Annotated in this window: 18 protein-coding genes; 10 read left to right on the forward strand and 8 right to left on the reverse strand. The window is 58.5% G+C overall.

All coding sequences use genetic code 11. The features are described 5' to 3' along the window. Positions 1 to 15: 15 nt before the first annotated feature. From AC07VR_RS00190 to AC07VR_RS00210, 5 genes are all read right to left on the reverse strand, one after another. Complete coding sequence (locus AC07VR_RS00190; RefSeq protein WP_495010209.1) at positions 16 to 2,826, reverse strand: FAD-binding and (Fe-S)-binding domain-containing protein; 2,811 nt, start codon at positions 2,824 to 2,826, stop codon at positions 16 to 18. Next, positions 2,823 to 3,494: a LutC/YkgG family protein gene (locus AC07VR_RS00195; protein WP_495010210.1), complete on the reverse strand. Its 672-nt coding sequence runs from the start codon at positions 3,492 to 3,494 to the stop codon at positions 2,823 to 2,825. Before AC07VR_RS00195 ends, AC07VR_RS00190 begins: the two co-directional genes overlap by 4 nt. Then, a complete protein-coding gene (locus AC07VR_RS00200) occupies positions 3,494 to 4,960 on the reverse strand; it encodes a LutB/LldF family L-lactate oxidation iron-sulfur protein (RefSeq protein ID WP_495010211.1) in 1,467 nt (488 codons plus the stop codon). Before AC07VR_RS00200 ends, AC07VR_RS00195 begins: the two co-directional genes overlap by 1 nt. Beyond that, entirely contained in the window at positions 4,957 to 5,781 is an 825-nt protein-coding gene (locus AC07VR_RS00205) for a (Fe-S)-binding protein (protein WP_494995364.1), read from the reverse strand. Before AC07VR_RS00205 ends, AC07VR_RS00200 begins: the two co-directional genes overlap by 4 nt. 142 nt (positions 5,782 to 5,923) lie before the next feature. Continuing rightward, positions 5,924 to 7,612: a lactate permease LctP family transporter gene (locus AC07VR_RS00210; protein WP_494995363.1), complete on the reverse strand. Its 1,689-nt coding sequence runs from the start codon at positions 7,610 to 7,612 to the stop codon at positions 5,924 to 5,926. Between the two features lie 261 nt (positions 7,613 to 7,873). Here AC07VR_RS00210 and AC07VR_RS00215 point away from each other — a divergent pair, with 261 nt between their 5' ends. Next, a complete protein-coding gene (locus AC07VR_RS00215) occupies positions 7,874 to 8,641 on the forward strand; it encodes an FCD domain-containing protein (RefSeq protein WP_495010212.1) in 768 nt (255 codons plus the stop codon). Between the two features lie 129 nt (positions 8,642 to 8,770). On the opposite strand, the gene smpB is transcribed toward AC07VR_RS00215, so the two are convergent. Next, positions 8,771 to 9,253 (reverse strand): SsrA-binding protein SmpB, encoded by a 483-nt coding sequence (gene smpB, locus AC07VR_RS00220; RefSeq protein ID WP_494995361.1) that lies wholly within the window; start codon positions 9,251 to 9,253, stop codon positions 8,771 to 8,773. Between the two features lie 67 nt (positions 9,254 to 9,320). Here smpB and AC07VR_RS00225 point away from each other — a divergent pair, with 67 nt between their 5' ends. From AC07VR_RS00225 to AC07VR_RS00235, 3 genes are read left to right on the forward strand one after another with little or no spacing between them, the layout of a single operon-like run. After that, positions 9,321 to 9,560, forward strand: coding sequence for a hypothetical protein (locus AC07VR_RS00225; RefSeq protein ID WP_494995392.1), 240 nt, complete (start codon positions 9,321 to 9,323; stop codon positions 9,558 to 9,560). After that, a complete protein-coding gene (locus AC07VR_RS00230) occupies positions 9,557 to 9,991 on the forward strand; it encodes a type II toxin-antitoxin system RatA family toxin (RefSeq protein WP_419118805.1) in 435 nt (144 codons plus the stop codon). The genes AC07VR_RS00225 and AC07VR_RS00230 overlap by 4 nt, the downstream gene beginning before the upstream one ends. After that, on the forward strand, positions 9,984 to 10,298 hold the full coding sequence (locus AC07VR_RS00235; protein ID WP_495010213.1) for an RnfH family protein: 315 nt from the start codon (positions 9,984 to 9,986) through the stop codon (positions 10,296 to 10,298). Before AC07VR_RS00230 ends, AC07VR_RS00235 begins: the two co-directional genes overlap by 8 nt. 61 nt (positions 10,299 to 10,359) lie before the next feature. Here AC07VR_RS00235 and AC07VR_RS00240 read toward each other — a convergent pair whose 3' ends face one another. Continuing rightward, positions 10,360 to 10,896, reverse strand: a complete 537-nt coding sequence (locus tag AC07VR_RS00240) for an outer membrane protein assembly factor BamE (protein ID WP_494995359.1) — start codon at positions 10,894 to 10,896, stop codon at positions 10,360 to 10,362. Between the two features lie 98 nt (positions 10,897 to 10,994). Between AC07VR_RS00240 and fur the strand changes: the two genes are divergently transcribed. After that, the gene (fur, locus tag AC07VR_RS00245) at positions 10,995 to 11,399 is read left to right on the forward strand and encodes a ferric iron uptake transcriptional regulator (RefSeq protein WP_150641005.1); all 405 of its coding nucleotides are present in this window, start codon (positions 10,995 to 10,997) and stop codon (positions 11,397 to 11,399) included. Positions 11,400 to 11,468: 69 nt separating this feature from the next. Here fur and recN read toward each other — a convergent pair whose 3' ends face one another. Next, positions 11,469 to 13,142 (reverse strand): DNA repair protein RecN, encoded by a 1,674-nt coding sequence (gene recN / locus AC07VR_RS00250; RefSeq protein WP_494995358.1) that lies wholly within the window; start codon positions 13,140 to 13,142, stop codon positions 11,469 to 11,471. A gap of 251 nt (positions 13,143 to 13,393) precedes the next feature. On the opposite strand from recN, the gene grpE reads away from it, so the two are divergent. The 5 genes from grpE (at position 13,394) to carA (ending at position 19,638) form a co-directional block, all read left to right on the forward strand. Then, positions 13,394 to 13,960: a nucleotide exchange factor GrpE gene (grpE, locus tag AC07VR_RS00255; RefSeq protein ID WP_494995357.1), complete on the forward strand. Its 567-nt coding sequence runs from the start codon at positions 13,394 to 13,396 to the stop codon at positions 13,958 to 13,960. Positions 13,961 to 14,062: 102 nt separating this feature from the next. After that, positions 14,063 to 15,979 (forward strand): molecular chaperone DnaK, encoded by a 1,917-nt coding sequence (gene dnaK / locus AC07VR_RS00260; protein ID WP_494995356.1) that lies wholly within the window; start codon positions 14,063 to 14,065, stop codon positions 15,977 to 15,979. A 324-nt stretch (positions 15,980 to 16,303) separates the two neighbouring features. Further along, positions 16,304 to 17,428 (forward strand): molecular chaperone DnaJ, encoded by a 1,125-nt coding sequence (gene dnaJ / locus AC07VR_RS00265; RefSeq protein WP_494995355.1) that lies wholly within the window; start codon positions 16,304 to 16,306, stop codon positions 17,426 to 17,428. Positions 17,429 to 17,438: 10 nt separating this feature from the next. Continuing rightward, positions 17,439 to 18,245 carry a 4-hydroxy-tetrahydrodipicolinate reductase gene (dapB, locus tag AC07VR_RS00270; protein WP_494995354.1) on the forward strand — a complete coding sequence of 269 codons (807 nt, stop codon included), beginning with the start codon at positions 17,439 to 17,441 and terminating at the stop codon, positions 18,243 to 18,245. Positions 18,246 to 18,501: 256 nt separating this feature from the next. After that, entirely contained in the window at positions 18,502 to 19,638 is a 1,137-nt protein-coding gene (carA, locus tag AC07VR_RS00275) for a glutamine-hydrolyzing carbamoyl-phosphate synthase small subunit (RefSeq protein ID WP_495010214.1), read from the forward strand. The last annotated feature ends 100 nt before the right edge of the window (positions 19,639 to 19,738 follow it).

Consider the following 19,738-nt stretch of genomic DNA (forward strand, 5'->3'; position numbering starts at 1 on the left):
TTCAGTGCCTCGCTTTCAGACCGCTCTGGCCTGGGTGACCCGGTCCACGAGGTAGACCAGCCCATGATAATCGATCCCGCCATGCAGGCTCAGGCCAATTTCACAGGTGCGGCTGGTGGAGATGCCTTCGCTGCAATACTGCACCGCATCCTTCAATGTGCGTAGTGAATGAGCATTCAACTCTGGCGTGGTAAAGCCCTTGTCGCCGGCAAAACCACAGCAGTGTATGCCTTCGGGAATGACCACGTTGTTGCTGCAACGGCGGGCCAGATCGATCAGCGCCTGGCTTTCCCCAAGGTGTTGAGTACTGCACGTGACATGCACCGCGATGGGTTCTTCCTGAGGCGTGAAGTCGAGCCTGTCCATCAAGTGCGTGCGGATAAAACGCACCGGGTCGTAGAGGTCCAGCCGTACATCGCCGAGGTCTTGCACCAGGCGCAAGGTGCAGGGGCTGGTGTCGCAGTAGATCGGATCGAGCCCGCCGCGACTGGCGTGCAGCAGAGCGCCGATCAGTTCCTGACGCTTGTGTTCGGCTTGTTCGGTGTAGCCTTTGGAGGCGAACGGCTGACCGCAGCAAAGGTTGTCCTGATTGTCCGGGAACACTACTTGGTAACCGGCCTTTTCCAGCAGGCTGCGGGTCTTTTCGTAGAGCGATATCTGCTCTTTATCGCCCGCCGCTGGCCCCATGATTCGCGACACGCAGGCGGCCAGGTACACAACACGCGGACGTTGATCCGTCACTGGCGGACTGAAGCGAATCGCCCGTTCCGGTTGCGGCATGGCGTTGGTCCATTGCGGGACTTTGCCTTTGGACAGTTTGCTCAGCGCAGCAGACATCTTCGCCAGCCGCGGCGCACCCAGCAACCTGCGTGCACCGTTGGCGGCGTGCAGAGTGAAGCGGGCACTTTGCAGCGCAGTCTTGAAGTTCGTCGCCAGCCATTCGGCGGTTTTGGTGTGGTTAGCGCTGCGGCCGCGCAGCTTCTTCACCAGTTCGCCGGTGTTGATTCCCACCGGGCAACGTTGCGCGCACAGACCGGTGGCGGCACAGGTGTCGATGCCCTGATATTGGTAGGCCTCCTCCAGCTCCGAGGTATCAATGCCAGCGCGTTTTTTCGCCTGGATATCACGCCAGATCACGATGCGCTGGCGTGGGCTCAGGGTCAGGCCTTTCGAGGGGCAGACCGGTTCGCAGAAACCGCACTCGATGCACTTATCCACAATCTCGTCGGCGGCGGGCAGCGGCTTGAGGTGCTTGAGGTGGATTTGTGGATCTTCGCTGAGCACCACATCCGGGTTGAGAATCCCGTGCGGATCGAGCAAGCGTTTGAGCTGCCACATCAGTTGGTAGGCGTCGCTGCCCCATTCCAGTTCAACGAACGGTGCCATGTTGCGCCCGGTGCCGTGCTCGGCTTTCAACGAACCGCCGAACTCCACCGCCACCAGTTGCGCGACGTCGTCCATGAAGGCCTGGTAGCGCGCGACTTCTTCGGCGCTGTTGAAGCCCTGGGTGAAGACGAAGTGCAGATTGCCTTCCAGCGCGTGGCCGAACAGGATCGCTTCGTCATAGTGATGCTTGTCGAGCAGCTCGATCAAACGGTTCACGCCGATGGCCAGTTGTTCCACCGGGAAGGTCACGTCTTCGATGATCACCGTGGTGCCGGTTTTGCGCACCGCGCCGACCGCAGGGAAGGTGTCTTTGCGGATCGCCCAGAGTTTGGCGTTTTCCACAGGGTCTTCGGTGAAGTCGACCTGCTTTTCCACCGGGAATGAGGCCAGCGAGGCCATGATCTGCGCCAGTTGCTCCTGCAGTAGCGTTGAGGTGGCGGCGCGGGATTCGATCAGCAAGGCGCAGGCGTTGGCGGACAATTGCTGAACGAATGCCGGCATTCCGGGTTTGTCCTGCACCGAGCGCAGGCTGCGGCGGTCCAGCAGTTCGACGGCCGAGACCGGTTGGCTTTTGAGTACGGTGACGGCGTTGCAGCAGGTCTCGACATCAGGGAACACGATCAGTGCCGAGGCTTTGTTCGGATGGTCGATGACCGTGTCGTAGGTCACCGCGCTGATGAACCCGAGCGTGCCTTCGGAGCCCACCAGCAAGTGGCTGAGAATATCCAGCGGCTCATCGAAATCCACCAGGGCGTTGAGCGACAGGCCGGTGGTGTTTTTCAGGCGATATTTGTGGCGGATTTTCGCGGCCAGTTCGGTGTTGGCGCGAGTCTCGCGGCTGAGGGTCGCCAGCCGTTCCAGCAGCTCGGCATGACTGTCACGGAAGGCCGCAACGCTGTGGGCGTCTTCGGTATCGAGACAGCTGCCATCGGCCAGCACCAGACGAATGCCGGCCAGGGTGTGATAGGTGTTTTGCGCGGTGCCGCAGCACATGCCGCTGGCGTTGTTGGCGACGATGCCGCCAATCTTGCAGGCGTTGATCGAGGCCGGGTCCGGGCCGATCTTGCGTCCGAACGGCGCCAGCCAGGCATTCGCTTGCGCGCCGATGACGCCCGGTTGCAGACGGATCTGCGTGCCCTGGCCGCGAATCTCTTTGCCGCCCCAGGTGTCTGCGAGGACGATCAGCACCGAGTCGCTGATGGCCTGGCCGGACAGGCTGGTGCCCGCCGCGCGGAAGGTCACCGGTACCTGGTCGCGCTGGGCCAGTTTCAGCAGGGCGACCACCTCGTCTTCAGACTCGACGCGGATCACCAGTTTGGGGATCAGTCGATAGAAGCTGGCGTCGGTGCCGAACGCGAGTGTCGAGAGCGGATCATCGAAACGCCGATCTTGAGGAATCAGTAGCTGTGCATCACGCACAAAAGCGGCTGGCAGACTCATTGGTCCTCCAGGATCAGTACCACCAGGTCTTTCGGGCCATGGGCGCCGTAAGCCAGTACTTGTTCGATGTCGGCGGTCTTCGACGGGCCGGACACCAGCAGGGCGTTGGTCGGCATGCCTTGGGCCCATTCGAATTGCTGCTGCACCTGATAGAAGTTGTCATGGATTTCGCTGGCCTTAAGCAGGGCGAAATGCACCGGTGGCACCAGGCTCATCAAGCGGGGTTCTTCGCGGGTCGGCCAGATGATCAGGCTGCCGGTGGCGGCGATGGCACCGAGGGTGGTGGTGAAGCTGGCCGGAGTGTCGTTGAACAGCTCGGCTTTCCATTCTTCCACGGGACGGTCATAGGCTTTGAGCGTCGAGGGCTGCGGATTGCTCGCCCAGTGCTCGGTCACACGCTTGCCGTGTGGCGTCGTCGGCGCGATCAACAGGCTTGGTAGTTGGCGGTCACGCAAAAGTTGCGCGAGCAGCTCGGGCCACGCCTGTTCGGACGTCAGGTGGATTTCGGTGTGCACCGCTTCCATCTGTTTGCGCAGTTGGGCGATGCGTTGTTCTGGTGGATAAGTCCACGGCTCGGTCACCAGCGCTTCGTCGAAGTTGTCGGCCAGCGGCGTGGTGCCGGTCAGGCTTTTGCGCAGTTTGTTGAGGATGTTCTGTTTGGCGCTCATCAACGATCTCCCTGTTTGGCCAGGTGCTCGCGGGCCATGTCGTGCAGTGAACGGGCGGCAGGCTTGGGTGCGCTGTGGTTTTGCGTCCAGGGGCCGACATTGCTCGGTGTGAGGGCGCGCAGGCGGGTGGCGAAGAAGCCAAACAGTCGGTACAGCGTCGGCGAACTGTTGAGCCGCGCCCAGGTGTTCCAGATGAAGCGCTCTTTGCGCGAGTACTTGCTGCCTTGGCCGCGCATCACTTGATTTGGGCTGTCGGGGGCTTTGACGTTTTCTTCGCGCAGGCGGCGCAGCAATGCCGGGATTGGAATCTTCACCGGGCAGACTTCACCGCAAGCACCACACAGCGATGAGGCACTCGGATGATCGGGGACTTTCGCCAGACCGACCATGTGCGGGGTGATGATTTTGCCGATCGGGCCGGGGTAGACCTCGCCGTAGGCATGGCCGCCGATGCGGGTGTAAACCGGACAATGGTTCATGCAGGCGCCGCAGCGGATGCAGTTCAGGGTCTGGCGCAATTCGCTGTCGGCAAAGGCCTGACTGCGGCCGTTGTCCAGCAACACCAAATACACTTCTTGCGGACCGTCGAGCTCATGGGCTTTGCGCGGGCCGGAGATCATGTTGACGTAAGTAGTAATCGGCTGGCCGAGGGCCGAGCGGGTCAGCAGCGAGAGCAGGGGAACCACGTCGCGCAGGTTCTCGACGACTTTTTCGATCCCGGTGACGGCGATGTGCACGGGCGGAACGGTGGTCGACATGCGGCCGTTGCCTTCGTTCTCGACCAGCAGCAGGGTGCCGGTTTCGGCCACGGCGAAGTTGACGCCGGAGACACCGATGTCCGCTTCGAAGAATTTCTGCCGCAAGACCTTACGACCGATCTGAATAAGTTGGTCAACGTCCTTGGTGTACTCCACGCCAAGTTTGTCGTGGAACAAGGACGCGACCTGACCGGCATTCTTGTGGATCGCCGGCATAATGATGTGTGAAGGCTTCTCGTGGTCGAGCTGGACGATAAATTCGCCCATGTCCGACTCCAGGCATTCAATGCCTTGAGCCGCGAGGACATGGTTCATTTCCATCTCTTCGCTGACCATCGATTTGCCCTTGATCACTTGCCGCGCCTCGTGAGCCCGGATGATCGAGAGGACGAGGTCATTGGCCTCGTCCACCGTTTCCGCCCAGTGCACTGTCACACCGTTGCGGGTCAGGTTCTGTTCAAGCTGCTCGAGCAGGTCGGGCAACCTGGATAACGCACGAGCGCGGACGGCATTGCCCAGCGCTCGCAAGTGTTCTCTTTCGTGGGCGTCGCTGAACGACGCCGCACGTTTGCTCATCAGTGAATCCATCGCATTGCGAAAGTTGTTTCGCAGTTGCGTGTCCCCCAACGCCTGGCGAGCCCGGGCGCGGAAATCTTCCTGCGTTTCTACGTGCTCCTGATGAACAGGAATCAGCCTTGGCGTGCTCATCTCGCACCTCCGGTACGCTGCCAGAGGAAGCTGGCCAGATGCTGCCCGCGTAACGCTTCGTTCTGTTTTTCCAGCGAGCCGTTGATGTTCATCAAACAACCGCAGTCGGCACTCAGCACCTGGTGCGCGCCGGATTCCTTCAATGCACGGGTCTTGTCGGCGACCATCGCACCGGAGATGTCCGGCATTCGGACGCTGAAAGTCCCGCCAAAGCCACAGCATTCGCTTTCGTGGCTGTGTTCTACCCGTTCCACGTTGCTCAATTGCGCCAACAGCTCCCGGCCGTGCAGATGGGTGTTCATCTCACGACGCGCCGAGCACGAGGTGTGCAGCGCCACCTTGACCGGCTGGCCGCGGTCCTTGAGCTGCACCTTGCAGACGAACAACAGGAACTCGGCCAATTCGTAAGTCCGCGCCGCCAGGGCCTGAACCTGTTTCAAGGTGTCCGGCTCATCCTTGAACAAGTCGGCGTAGTGTTCACGCAACATTCCTGCGCAGGAGCCCGAAGGCACCACCACGGGATAGTCCCCGGCGAACAGCGCCAATTGCGCGCGCGCGACCTGCCGTGCCTGCTCGGTGTAACCCGAGGTGTAGGCCGGCTGCCCGCAGCAGCTTTGCCCTTGCGGATACTCGACACGAATGCCTTCGCGCTCGAGCAGGTGAATCGCGTCCATCCCGGCTTCGGGATAAAACAGGTCAACCACGCACGTTCCGAACAGATAAACCTTTTGCGGTTTCTCGCTCGGGTATTGGCGCGGTTCGGGCAGCGGCGGGGCGAGGCGGGTCGCGTTTGGCACTGCGTTGTAAAAAAGCTCGCTCATCAGGCGCGTCTCCGGGTGGTCCCGGTTATCTGTCTGGCGCAGCTGCTGAAATGTAGAGTGTGGAGCTTTCAGCAGCCTTGCAGACCGGGTTGTGAATAGCTGACGCCCAAGGCGTCGGTTTTTACCGTAATGCGTGTGGCTCTTAATGCACCAGCATGCCGGTGAACCAGTAAGCCTGAGCCAGGGTGATCAGGCCGACGATAGTGGCAAAGAATAGGCTGTGCTTGAGCGTGAAGCGGAACAAGTCGGATTCCTTGCCCACCAGACCGGTCGCGGCGCAGGCCACGGCGATCGATTGCGGCGAAATCATCTTGCCGGTTACGCCGCCGCTGGTGTTCGCCGCAACCAACAGGGTGTCGTTGACTCCGATCTGGTGCGCGGTGGTCGCTTGCAGCGAGCTGAACAGGGCGTTGGACGAGGTGTCCGAACCGGTCAGGAACACGCCCAGCCAGCCGAGGAACGGCGAGAAGAACGGGAATGCCGCACCGGTCGCGGCCAACACCAGGGCCATGGTCGACGACATGCCGGAGTAGTTGGTGACGAAGGCGAAGGCCAGGACCATGCCAATCGACAGAATCGGCCAGCGCAGCTCGTAGAAGGTTTCCTTGAAAGTGGTCAGACCAGTTTTAAGGTTGATCTTCAGGATCAGCATCGAGATCAGCGCGGAGAAGAAAATCGCCGTACCGGTCGCGGAAATCGGGTCGAGTTTGAACACCGCTGGAATCGCGGTCGGGGCGGCTACGATCGGGGCAGTCTTGATCACCAGTTGATCAAGGTGCGGGATCGCAAAGTTGAACACCCAGCTGTACATCGAACCGCCGGCGGCGAACATCGCCTTGAAGGGCTTGAGGGTCCAGATGGTCACCAGCGCGGTGAGGATCAGGAACGGCGACCAGGCCTTGAAAATCTCGCCAAGGCTGTAGGGCGAAGGCTGGGTCGTACGCGGTTGGCCGAAACCTCCGGCGCTTCTCACGGTTGCGGCACCGACGCTGGCGGTCGCTTCGGCGAACGAACGCTTGGGCTGCCAGACCTTGAGGAACAGGGTCAGAGAGACCAGGCTGACCAGTGCCGAGGTGATGTCCGGTAGCTCCGGGCCGATGAAGTTCGAGGTGAAGAACTGGGTCACGGCAAAGCTCAAACCCGCCACCAATGCTGCCGGCCAGGTTTCCTTGACGCCGCGCAGGCCGTCCATCATGAACACCAGCCAGAACGGCACGAACACCGACAACAGTGGCAGTTGGCGACCGGCCATGGCGCCGATCTTGACGGCATCGATACCGGTTACTTGCCCGGCCACGATGATCGGAATCCCCAGTGCGCCGAAGGCGACTGGCGCAGTGTTGGCGATCAGACACAGGCCGGCGGCATACAGCGGGTTGAAGCCCAGGCCTACTAACAACGCCGCGGTAATGGCGACCGGTGCACCAAAACCGGCGGCACCTTCCAGGAACGCGCCGAAGCAGAAGCCGATCAGCAGCACTTGCAGGCGTTGGTCGTCGGTAATCGACAGCACCGAGCTGCGGATCACTTCGAACTGTCCACTTTTGACCGTCAGCTTGTAGAGGAAAACCGCGGCGACGATGATCCAGGCGATAGGCCAGAGGCCGTAGGCAAATCCATAGCCCGCCGCTGCGAACGCCATGTCTACCGGCATCTGGAAAGCAAAGATCGCCACCAGGATAGCCAGAGCCAGGGTAATGCTCCCGGCGACGTGTCCTTTGAGGCGGAACACGGCCAAGGCCAGGAAGAAAAATACGATGGGGATAACTGCCGCGAGAGCAGACAAGCCGAGACTGCCGAGCGGGCTGTAGAGCTGTTGCCAGGTTTGCATATGGGATGGCCCCTAGTTGTTGTTGGTCAGGCACTGGTCAGCGTTCTTGGATAATTGGTAATACCAATTTACAATCGCTGTTGGCTAGGTTAAAAGCCTTATGAGTGGCGTGTCAATTTGTCGCCCTGAAACTTTTGTCGTAGGGGCTGCGCAAGTGCCTGCTGAGTAGCTCGATCAAGCGCTGTCTGGTAGGTGCTGGCACGGCGCCAATAGGCCAGAATAGAGAGCCCGGCGAGTCGTCGGGATGGTGGGGAGTGAGTTATGGGGTTTGATCAGATTCGTCAGCGCCGTTTGTCTGACGATATTGTCGAGCAGCTCGAGGGGATGATCCTTGAGGGCACGCTGAAGTCGGGTGAGCGGCTTCCGGCCGAGCGGGCGCTGGCCGAGCAATTTGGTGTGTCCCGTCCTTCATTGCGCGAGGCGATCCAGAAGCTGATAGCCAAAGGGCTGCTGGTCAGCCGTCAGGGCGGTGGCAATTATGTGGTGGAATCGCTGGGTTCGACCTTCAGCGATCCGCTGTTGCATCTGTTGGAAAGCAATCCCGAAGCGCAACGCGATCTGCTGGAGTTCCGGCACACCCTCGAAGGGTCATGTGCTTACTACGCGGCATTGCGGGCGACCGAAGTCGATCGCGAACGATTGGCTGCGGCGTTCGACGAATTGCAGGACTGCTATTCGCGTTCTGATGAAGTGAGCCGGGCGGAAGAGGGCGCAGCTGACGCGAAATTCCACCTGGCGATTGCCGAGGCCAGTCATAACGCGGTGTTGCTGCACACCATTCGCGGTCTGTTCGATTTGCTCAAGCGCAATGTGGTGACCAACATCGGCGGCATGTACAAACAGCGCACCGAAACCCGCGACATGCTGATCAGTCAGCACCGGGAATTGTATCTGGCGATTATCGAAGGGCGAGCGGAGCAGGCGCGGGAAGTCTCCAGCCGACACATTTTGTATGTGCAAGAAGTGCTGGAAGAAGTGCGTCAGGAAGTGCAGCGCATGGCGCGGGCGGAGCGGCGTAAGGGGATGTAGGTTCGGCTCATGATCGTTCCCACGCGCCCGCGTGGGAATGCATCCCGTAACGCTGCGCGTCACAAAGCGGAAGCAGGGCGTCCATGGCGGCATTCCCACGCAGAACGTGGGAACGATCAGGTAAGGAGATTAATCTTCCTTACCCTTGGATCGCACTGCACGCTGCAATTCACGATCGGAATCGCGTTCGCGCTCGGTGTGACGCTTGTCGTATTCCTTCTTGCCCTTGCCCAGAGCGATCTCGCACTTGATCAAGTGCTTGCTCCAGTAAAGCGAGAGGCAGACGCAGGCGTAACCCTTTTGCTGCACGGCGGCAAACAGCTTTTCCAGCTCACGCTGGTTGAGCAGCAGTTTGCGACTGCGAGTAGGGTCGGCGATGACATGCGTACTGGCGGTGGTCAGGGGAGAGATATGGCTACCGAGCAGCCAGGCCTCGCCATCCTTGAGCAGCACATAACTGTCGACCAGTTGTGCCTTGCCCGCACGCAAACTCTTTACTTCCCAGCCGGCCAGGACCATGCCAGCCTCGAACCGATGTTCGATGAAGTAATCGTGACGCGCCTTTTTGTTTTGCGCGATGGTCCCTGTTGGGTGTTTCTTCTGTTTAGCCATAGGGGCGGCATTATAGGGAGTTGCACGCGTGTCGGCTACGGTGAAGCTGCGTGCTTGAGCACGTTGAGTGAATCCCGGACAATGCGCCCTCTTTTTTGATCGGTTGGGCGTGTTAACGATGTCGACAGGCAAGGTTTCTGTCCACGGCGGATGGGCTAGTCGCTGGGACTCTATACTCGTTGCGACCGGCATCCGTCGCGGTTGGGTGACTTTCTGGCTGGCATTTATCTGCTGGTTCGTTGGTTTGGGGACGGTGTTCTCCTTCAATATCTGGCAACAAACAGCTGTGGAAGTGACGCTGACATGACGACACATATTCAACGTTCGGCCCTGCTGCCGTATCCGGCGCAAGCGCTCTATGACCTGGTCAATGATGTGGCGCGTTATCCGGAGTTTTTGCCTTGGTGCTCTTCTGCCGAGGTTCTGGAGGCCAGTGACGAGCATATGCGCGCCAGCCTTGCCGTCGCAAAAGGTGGGCTCAGCCAGCATTTCGTAACCAGCAACACCTTGGTCCCGGGGCATTCGATTGAGATGAATCTGGAAGAAGGCCCGTTCAATCAGCTACACGGTGTCTGGGTGTTCAAACCGTTGGGTGAGAAGGCCTGCAAGATCAGTCTTGATCTGGCCTTTGACTATGCCGGCCCGATTGTCCGGGCAACCTTGGGGCCGCTGTTCAACCAGGCCGCTAATACCCTGGTCGATGCTTTCTGCCAGCGCGCCAAGCAACTGCATGGTTGAGTCATTGATTGAGGTCGAGGTGGTGTATGCCGCTGTAGATCGTCAGGTGTTACTCAAGGTCGGTGTGCCGGCGGGTTCTACTGTGCGGGCGGCTCTGTTGCGTTCCGGGATCGGTGCGCAGTTTCCCGAGCTGGATCTGAAGAATTGTCCGCTGGGGATTTTCGGCAAGGTGGTCGCCGATCCGGACAGTCGTGCGGTGCAGGCGGGGGATCGAATAGAAATTTATCGTCCGCTTCTGGCCGATCCCAAAGAGGTCCGCCGATTGCGTGCAGCCAAGGCCGCGCAAGCGAAAGCGCGGGACCAATAGCTTTTATTTTACGACAGGCAACAAAAAACCCGGCATGCCGGGCTTTGTTGTCTGTCGCAAATTATTGCGGCGAGGTTCCCAGTGGTTCTGGAGTCGGGACTGGAGTGGTTTCCACTTTGTCCACGTCCTTCTGGATCTGGTCCAGCAGGGAGCCCGGCTTGACCGGTTTTTCTGGTTTCTCTGGTTTCGGCTTCTCGGCGTTTTCCGCTGGAGCCGCCACCGTAGTGCCGCTGCTCTTGCCGAGAATGGCTTCGTCACGGCTTACGCCAGGCCTGAAATCACCTGAAAGGCTGACGAGCTGGTCGTTGGAATTGAAGATTACGCTGATACGTTCCTGTTGGCGTTCACCGCCGCCTGGCTGCAGGCTATACAGATAATCCCAGCGATCGGCGTGGAACGTGTCGGTCAGCAGAGGGTTGCCCATAATAAACCGTACTTGCCGACGGGTCATTCCCGGGCGTAACTGGTCTATCATGTCCTGTGTGACGACATTGCCCTGCTGGATGTCGATTTTGTAAACCCCGGGGAATGAACAACCGGCGAGTGCGAGCAGTCCCACGAAGGTGAAACTGGTTAGCAGGAGCTTGGTGTTTTGCATCGGTGGGCGACTTCCACTATCTTGGCTGGGACAACGTAAACCCCGATCATACCCGCATTAAGAGAAGCTGCGAAGCAGCATCCGCGAGAAAGCTGACCATGGTTGAAAATAGCGAACTACGTAAAGCCGGCCTTAAAGTGACCCTTCCACGGGTCAAAATTCTACAAATGCTCGATTCTGCCGAGCAGCGACACATGAGCGCCGAAGATGTTTACAAGGCGCTGATGGAAGCTGGCGAGGATGTCGGTCTGGCCACGGTTTACCGTGTTCTGACTCAGTTCGAAGCAGCTGGACTGGTGGTCCGTCATAATTTCGACGGCGGTCACGCGGTATTCGAGCTCGATGACGGCAAACATCACGACCATATGGTCAACGTTGAGACCAGCGAAGTGATCGAGTTCTTCGACGAAGAAATCGAAAAGCTTCAGAAGGCGATCGTTGAGAAGCATGGCTTCGAGATGGTGGATCACAATCTGGTGTTGTACGTACGCAAGAAAAAGTAAGCATGTCGCGTGGGAAACCGCGAAACGATCGAAGGCGACTCTAGGGTCGCCTTCGTGCTTTCTGCTGCCTTAGATTTTGGCGGTGACAACCATCTTTTTCGCGTGTGCCAGGGACTCCTTGGTGAGATCAATGCCACCCAGCATACGCGCCACTTCTTCGACCCGTTCGGTTTTGCCCAGTCTGGATACAGCGGTGTGGGTGGCATCGCTGCCGCGTACTTTGTGCACGAAAAGGTGTTGATGGCCCTGGGCAGCCACTTGCGGCAAGTGGGTGACGGTCAGGACTTGCCCGCGCTCGCCCAGTCGGCGCAGCAGCTGGCCGACAATCTCGGCTGTCGGCCCGCCGATACCCACGTCCACTTCGTCGAACACCAGCGTCGGCACTCGGGACGTTTGCGCGGTAATCACCTGGATTGCCAGGCTGATGCGTGAAAGCTCACCACCTGACGCTACTTTGGCCAGCGCCTTGAGCGGTTGCCCGGGGTTGGCACTGACCAGTAGCTCCACCTGTTCCAGGCCATTAGGCAGTAGTTCATTGCTGGTGTTGGGGTGCAGCTCAATGGTGAAGCGTCCGCCGGGCATTCCCAGGCGCTGAATTTCAATTTCGACGGCGCTGGCCAGGCTCGTTGCAGCCTGATGGCGCAAATCGCTCAGCTCTCTGGCTTTCTCCTGATAATGCCGGGCGAATGACGCCAGCTCATCACTCAGTCGCTCGATGGATTCGTCGTTGGCGTTCAGCGTTTCGATCTCATCCAGCAGCTTTTGCTGCATGTCTGAGACTTCGGTGGGCTGGATACGGTGTTTGCGGGCCAGGGTGTAAATCGCATCGAGGCGCTCCTCGAGTTGCTGAAGGCGTGCCGGATCGGCGTCGAAGTGATCGAGAAACCGATTCAGTTCGCCAACGGCCTCTTCAACCTGAATCTGCGCGCTCGTCAGCAAATTGGTTGCCTCGCCCAAGGCGCCTGTTGAATTATTCACGCTCGACAGACGATTAAGGCTGGCCGTCAGGGCATTGAGGACATTTCCTGAATCGCTTTCACTGCACTGTTCGACAACTTGCCGGCAAATGCCCAGCAGGGTTTCGGCATTGGTCAGGTTTTTGTGTTCTTGTTCCAGCTGCTCCAGCTCATTCTCGCCAAGACCCAGGTTTTCCAGCTCTTCGAGTTGGTAGCTGAGTAGTTGATGCCGGGCACGCTGTTCATCGCCAGAATTGGAGAGATGCTCCAGTTCCTGTCGTGTCTGGCGCCAGCGTTGGGCGGCGAGCTGTACCTGGCGGGCCAGATCAGTAGCGCCAGCGTATTCGTCGAGCAGGCGACGATGGGTGTCGGTTTTCAGCAGGGACTGATGTTCATGCTGACTGTGAATGTCGATCAGCAGCTCACCGAGGGCTTTCAGGTCACCGAGCGGGCAGGGGCTGCCGTTGATGTAGCCGCGCGATCGCCCTTCGGCAGTGATTACCCGGCGTAGAATGCACGGGCCGTCGCTGTCGAGGTCGCGTTCGGCCAGCCATGCGCTGGCTTCTGGAATGTCCACCAGGTCGAAGGTCGCCAGAATATCGGCCTTGTCTGCGCCCGGGCGAACGACGCCGCTGTCGGCGCGATCACCCAGGGTCAGGCCCAGGGCGTCGAGCATGATCGACTTGCCGGCGCCGGTTTCGCCTGTGATTACGCTCATCCCGCGATCCAGTTCCAGATCGAGATGTTCAACGATGGCGTAGTTATGTACAGACAGGTGAACCAGCATAGAGGCCGCTCCCAGGCTTTAGGTGTGGATATTTATACAGTGTTTTGTTTCTGGCTGACAATGCCCTCCCTTAGCTTGATTTGTTTGAGTCGCGATGTTTTTTAGCGCACTCGGGAATTGTGATCTCCGGGCTTTATGAAGGGTTAAGGGCTTTTGCCGCTCTGTCAGCCCTTGAAGCTGAAAATTGCGACCCCATATACCGGGGCAGAAGAGCGAGTCGAGCTCGCGGACGAAATTGAAAGGAGAAAACTATGGCTGACGAACAGACGCTGGATACGCAAAATCTAGACGCCGATCAGGCTCCCGAGGCTTCGGGTGATGACCTGGCGGCTCGTGTGCAACTGCTCGAAGAGCAACTGGCTGGCGCCCATGATCAGGCTTTGCGTGTTGCTGCCGATCTGCAGAACGTCCGCCGTCGCGCCGAGCAAGACGTGGAAAAAGCCCACAAGTTTGGCTTGGAAAGATTTGCTGGCGATCTGCTGCCGATCATCGACAGCCTCGAGCGTGGTCTGGAAATGTCCAACCCGGACGACGAAAGCATCCGTCCGATGCGCGAAGGGATCGAACTGACCCTGAAAATGTTCCAGGACACCCTGAAGCGTTATCAGTTGGAAGCGATTGATCCTGAAGGCGAGCCTTTCAATGCGGCACTTCATCAGGCGATGGCCATGCAGGAAAGCGCCGACGTCGAGCCAAACAGCGTGCTCAAGGTGTTTCAAAAGGGTTATCAGCTCAATGGTCGTTTGCTGCGTCCGGCCATGGTCGTGGTCAGCAAGGCGCCTGCGGCAGTTTCGCCTTCGATTGACGAGCAAGCTTGAAATTAGCCGCAAGGCCCCCATTTAGAAGTCAAACGTTTTAGTGCTACCGCAGTTAGCCACCACTGCTGCGGCAACCAAATCCAAAGTTTCAGGAGAGTTAACATGGGCAAAATTATCGGTATCGACCTGGGGACCACCAACTCCTGCGTCTCCGTTCTTGAAAACGGCAAAGCCAAAGTCATCGAAAACGCTGAAGGCGCGCGTACCACGCCGTCGATCATTGCATATGCCAACGACGGTGAAATCCTGGTTGGCCAATCGGCCAAGCGTCAGGCTGTGACCAATCCGCACAACACCCTGTATGCGGTGAAGCGTTTGATCGGTCGTCGTTTTGACGAAGAAGTCGTACAGAAAGACATCCAGATGGTCCCTTACAAGATCGTCAAGGCTGACAACGGCGATGCTTGGGTCGAAGTCAACGGCCAGAAAATGTCTCCGCCTCAGATTTCGGCTGAAATCCTGAAGAAAATGAAGAAGACTGCCGAAGACTATCTCGGTGAGTCGGTGACCGAAGCGGTGATCACCGTTCCGGCCTACTTCAACGACAGTCAGCGTCAGGCCACCAAAGATGCGGGTCGCATCGCGGGTCTGGACGTAAAACGTATCATCAACGAACCAACCGCAGCCGCTCTGGCTTACGGTATGGACAAGGCCAAGGGCGATCACACCGTGATCGTTTATGACCTGGGTGGCGGTACTTTCGACGTTTCCGTGATCGAAATCGCTGAAGTCGATGGCGAGCACCAGTTCGAAGTGTTGTCCACCAACGGTGACACCTTCCTCGGTGGTGAAGACTTCGATATTCGTTTGATCGACTACCTCGTTGACGAATTCAAGAAAGAAAGCGGCATGAACCTCAAGGGTGACCCGCTGGCGATGCAGCGCCTGAAAGAAGCTGCTGAAAAGGCCAAGATCGAGCTGTCCTCCAGCCTGCAGACCGATGTCAACCTGCCGTACATCACCGCAGACGCTACCGGTCCCAAGCACTTGAACGTAAAAATCTCTCGCGCCAAGCTGGAAGCGCTGGTTGAAGACCTGGTTCAGCGCACCATCGAACCATGCCGTATTGCACTCAAGGATTCTGGTATCGACATAGGCGCGATCAACGACGTGATCCTGGTCGGCGGTCAGACCCGTATGCCACTGGTTCAGAAGCTGGTGACCGAGTTCTTCGGTAAAGAAGCTCGTAAAGACGTTAACCCGGACGAAGCTGTAGCCATGGGTGCTGCTATCCAGGGCGCGGTATTGGCTGGTGATGTGAAAGACGTTCTGCTGCTCGACGTCACTCCGCTGACGCTGGGTATCGAAACCATGGGCGGCGTAATGACTGCGCTGATCGAGAAAAACACCACGATTCCTACCAAGAAATCCCAAGTGTTCTCGACTGCCGATGACAACCAGGGCGCAGTGACTATTCACGTACTGCAGGGCGAGCGTAAGCAAGCCGCGCAGAACAAGTCTCTGGGCAAGTTCGACCTGGCCGAGATTCCACCAGCTCCACGTGGCGTGCCGCAAATCGAAGTGACCTTCGACATCGATGCCAACGGCATCCTGCACGTAGGCGCCAAAGACAAGGCTACCGGCAAGACTCAGTCGATCGTGATCAAGGCCAACTCCGGTCTGTCCGAGGACGAAATTCAGCAGATGGTTCGCGATGCTGAAGTCAACGCTGACGAAGACCGCAAGTTCGAAGAGCTGGCCAGTGCCCGTAACCAGGGTGATGCCCTGGTTCACTCGACTCGTAAAATGATCGTAGACGCTGGCGACAAAGTGACTGCTGAAGAGAAGACTGCGATCGAAGCTGCTCTGGTTGCACTTGAAGCCGCTGTTAAAGGCGACGACAAGGCTGCCATCGATGCCAAGGTTGAAGAGCTGTCCAAGCTGTCTGCCCCGATTGCTCAGAAAATGTACGCAGAGCAAGCCAATCCGGCGGACGCAGCGGCCAAGCCAGCTGAATCCGCTGGAAAAGCTGACGACGTTGTCGACGCTGAGTTCGAAGAAGTAAAAGACCACAAGTAAGCTAGCTTGTTGGTCGGCCGGTTGACTGCGTTCGGGCGGTGACTGGTAGGATGTCGCCGCGCGGGAGCTTGCTCCCGCGTTGGCGTGTCTGGAGTAAGTGAATTTTTTACAGCATGCGACAACGTTCGGGTGCTGGCGGTACGGTCGGGATGCTCCTGCTTTTCGGTCAACAAATACCGCACCCGCGGGCCAGTTTATTGGCCGCAAATCAAAGACCAGGATCGTTGAATTGACGTGAGTTGGGTCCGGGCCTGTATTGGGGCTCAACGAGTTTGGCGAGGCTCAGGAGGGGTTTGCCGAACGTCCTTAAGAGTGCAAAGAATTATGGCAAAGCGTGACTATTACGAAGTGTTGGGTGTGGAGCGCGGCTCCAGCGAGTCGGACCTGAAGAAGGCTTACCGTCGTCTGGCGATGAAGCACCACCCGGACCGTAATCCCGATGACAAAGCATCGGAAGATCTGTTCAAGGAGGCCAATGAGGCCTATGAAGTGCTGTCCGATTCCAGCAAGCGTGCTGCCTACGATCAGTATGGTCATGCAGGCGTTGACCCGAGCATGGGGGGCGGCGGTGCCGGTTTTGGCGGTCAGAATTTCTCGGACATCTTTGGTGATGTGTTCAGTGATTTCTTCGGCGGTGGTCGCGGCGGTTCTCGTGGCGGCGCTCAGCGCGGCAGCGATCTGCGTTACACCCTGGAGCTGAACCTGGAAGAAGCGGTGCGCGGCACGACCGTGAATATCCGTGTTCCGACACTGGTCAACTGCAAGCCTTGCGATGGTTCCGGTGCCAAGAAGGGCTCCTCGCCGATCACTTGCTCGACCTGTGGTGGTATTGGTCAGGTGCGGATGCAGCAGGGGTTCTTCTCGGTGCAGCAAACCTGCCCGCGTTGCCATGGCCAAGGCAAGGTCATTGCCGATCCATGCGACTCCTGCCATGGCCAGGGTCGTGTCGAAGAATCCAAAACCCTGTCGGTAAAAGTGCCGGCTGGCGTTGACACCGGCGACCGTATTCGCCTGTCTGGCGAAGGTGAAGCGGGTACTCAGGGTGGGCCGACTGGCGACCTGTACGTGGTCATCAATGTGCGCGAGCACGCGATCTTCCAGCGTGATGGCAAGCACCTGTTCTGCGAAGTGCCGATAAGCTTCGTTGATGCTGCACTGGGTGGTGAGCTGGAGATCCCGACGCTCGATGGCCGGGTCAAGCTGAGGATTCCTGAAGGTACGCAAACCGGTAAGCAATTCCGGGTTCGCGGCAAGGGCGTTGCGCCGGTTCGTGGTGGTGGTGCGGGCGACTTGATGTGCCGTGTTGCGGTCGAAACTCCGGTCAATCTGAGTCGTCGTCAGCGTGAACTGCTCGAAGAACTTCGCAATTCCTTGGCGGACGACAATACTCATTCGCCCAAAACGACCGGCTGGTTCGAAGGCGTGAAGCGCTTCTTTGGCGATCTGTAAGGAGACAGGCATGCGACGTATAGCTGTGATGGGCGCTGCCGGGCGCATGGGCAAGATCCTGGTCGAGGCGGTGCAGCAGCGCGCGCCGCTCACTGGTTTGACCGCAGCGATCGTACGTCCTGGCAGTACTTTGATCGGGGTGGATGCCGGTGAGCTGGCATCGCTGGGGCGTATCGGTGTGTCGTTGACCGGCAGCCTGGAGAAGGTGGCTGACGAGTTCGATGTGTTGATCGACTTCACGCTCCCGGAGGTCATGCTGAAAAACCTGGCATTCTGCCGCAAGGCGGGCAAGGCCATGGTGATCGGCACCACGGGATTGGGAGCCACGGAAAAGCAGCTGCTGGTCGAGGCGGGCAAGGACATTGCGATCGTGTTCGCGGCCAATTTCAGTGTCGGCGTAAACCTGTCGCTGAAACTGCTCGATATGGCGGCTCGCGTGCTGGGCGATGATGCCGATATCGAAATCATCGAAGCACACCATCGGCACAAGATCGATGCGCCTTCAGGTACGGCTTTGCGCATGGGCGAGGTCATTGCCAGTGCGTTGGATCGTGATCTGCAGAAGGTTGCGGTCTATGGGCGTGAAGGCCATACCGGTGCGCGCGAGCGCGAAACCATCGGCTTTGCCACCGTTCGTGGTGGTGATGTTGTCGGTGATCATACGGTGCTGTTCGCCTGTGAGGGCGAGCGACTGGAGATCACTCATAAGGCGTCGAGTCGCATGACTTTCGCCAAGGGTGCCGTTCGTGCCGCTTTGTGGCTCGATGGTCGTGCGCCTGGTCTGTATGATATGCAGGACGTGCTCGACCTGCGTTGAGATGTGCCGAAAACAGGGTTCGAACGTGAGTTTGAGCCCTGTTTTCAACCGCTAAGCGACGCCCTGTCGCATTCTCCTGCCTTTAAGGCTCATTAGCGGTGGACCAAAAAAGCCTTTTTCTGTAAGCTACAGCTTTAGTGTGTCCACTAAAAGCGCGCAGATAATTCGACGAAGAAGCGGGGTGACGTGTCTATACGTCATTCCGCTTTTTTGCAACCTGCGATTGCCCTTCAGGCTTTATTTACGGGAGGTCTTCTTGACTAAGCCAGCCATACTCGCCCTTGCTGATGGCAGCATTTTTCGCGGCGAAGCCATTGGAGCCGACGGTCAAACCGTTGGTGAGGTGGTGTTCAACACCGCAATGACCGGCTATCAGGAAATCCTTACCGATCCTTCCTATGCCCAACAAATCGTTACCCTGACCTACCCGCACGTTGGCAACACCGGCACCACGCCGCAAGATGCCGAGTCGGATCGTGTCTGGTCGGCCGGCCTGGTAATTCGCGACCTGCCACTGGTTGCGAGCAACTGGCGTAACACGATGTCCCTGTCCGATTACCTGAAAGCCAACAACGTTGTGGCGATCGCCGGTATCGACACTCGCCGCCTGACACGCATCCTGCGTGAAAAAGGTGCACAGAACGGCTGCATCATGGCCGGCGACAACATTTCCGATGAAGCAGCGATTGCAGCTGCACGCGGTTTTCCAGGCCTCAAAGGCATGGATCTGGCGAAAGTCGTCAGCACCCAGTCAAGCTACGAGTGGCGTTCCACTATCTGGGAGTTGAAAACCGACAGTCACGCAACCATCGACGCGTCCGAACTGCCCTACCACGTGGTTGCCTACGACTACGGCGTCAAGGTGAACATCCTGCGCATGCTGGTAGAGCGCGGTTGCCGCCTGACCGTCGTTCCGGCACAAACCCCGGCCAGCGAAGTCCTGGCGCTCAAGCCAGATGGCGTATTCCTGTCCAACGGTCCAGGTGATCCAGAGCCTTGCGACTACGCAATCCAGGCGATCAAGGACATCCTTGAAACCGAGATTCCGGTGTTCGGCATCTGCCTCGGCCACCAGCTGCTGGCCCTGGCCTCTGGCGCCAAGACCGTGAAAATGGGTCATGGTCACCACGGTGCGAACCACCCGGTTCAGGATCTGGACTCCGGCGTCGTCATGATCACCAGCCAGAACCACGGTTTTGCGGTAGACGAAGCGACCCTGCCAGGCAACGTTCGCGCGATCCACAAATCGCTGTTCGACGGCACCCTGCAAGGCATCGAGCGTACCGACAAGAGCGCATTCAGCTTCCAGGGTCACCCTGAAGCCAGTCCTGGTCCGAATGATGTGGCGCCACTGTTCGATCGCTTCATCAACGAGATGGCCAAGCGACGTTAATCGTTGGCCTTGAGCATGTAGCGAGAAGCTCCTGAGGGTGGCCCCGGTATCCGGCGGCCCCCGAAGGACTTCAGAGATTGATCAAGACGGCTTCTCCTCG

The sequence above is a fragment of the Pseudomonas sp. GW821-FHT02H09 genome, assembly GCF_059421425.1.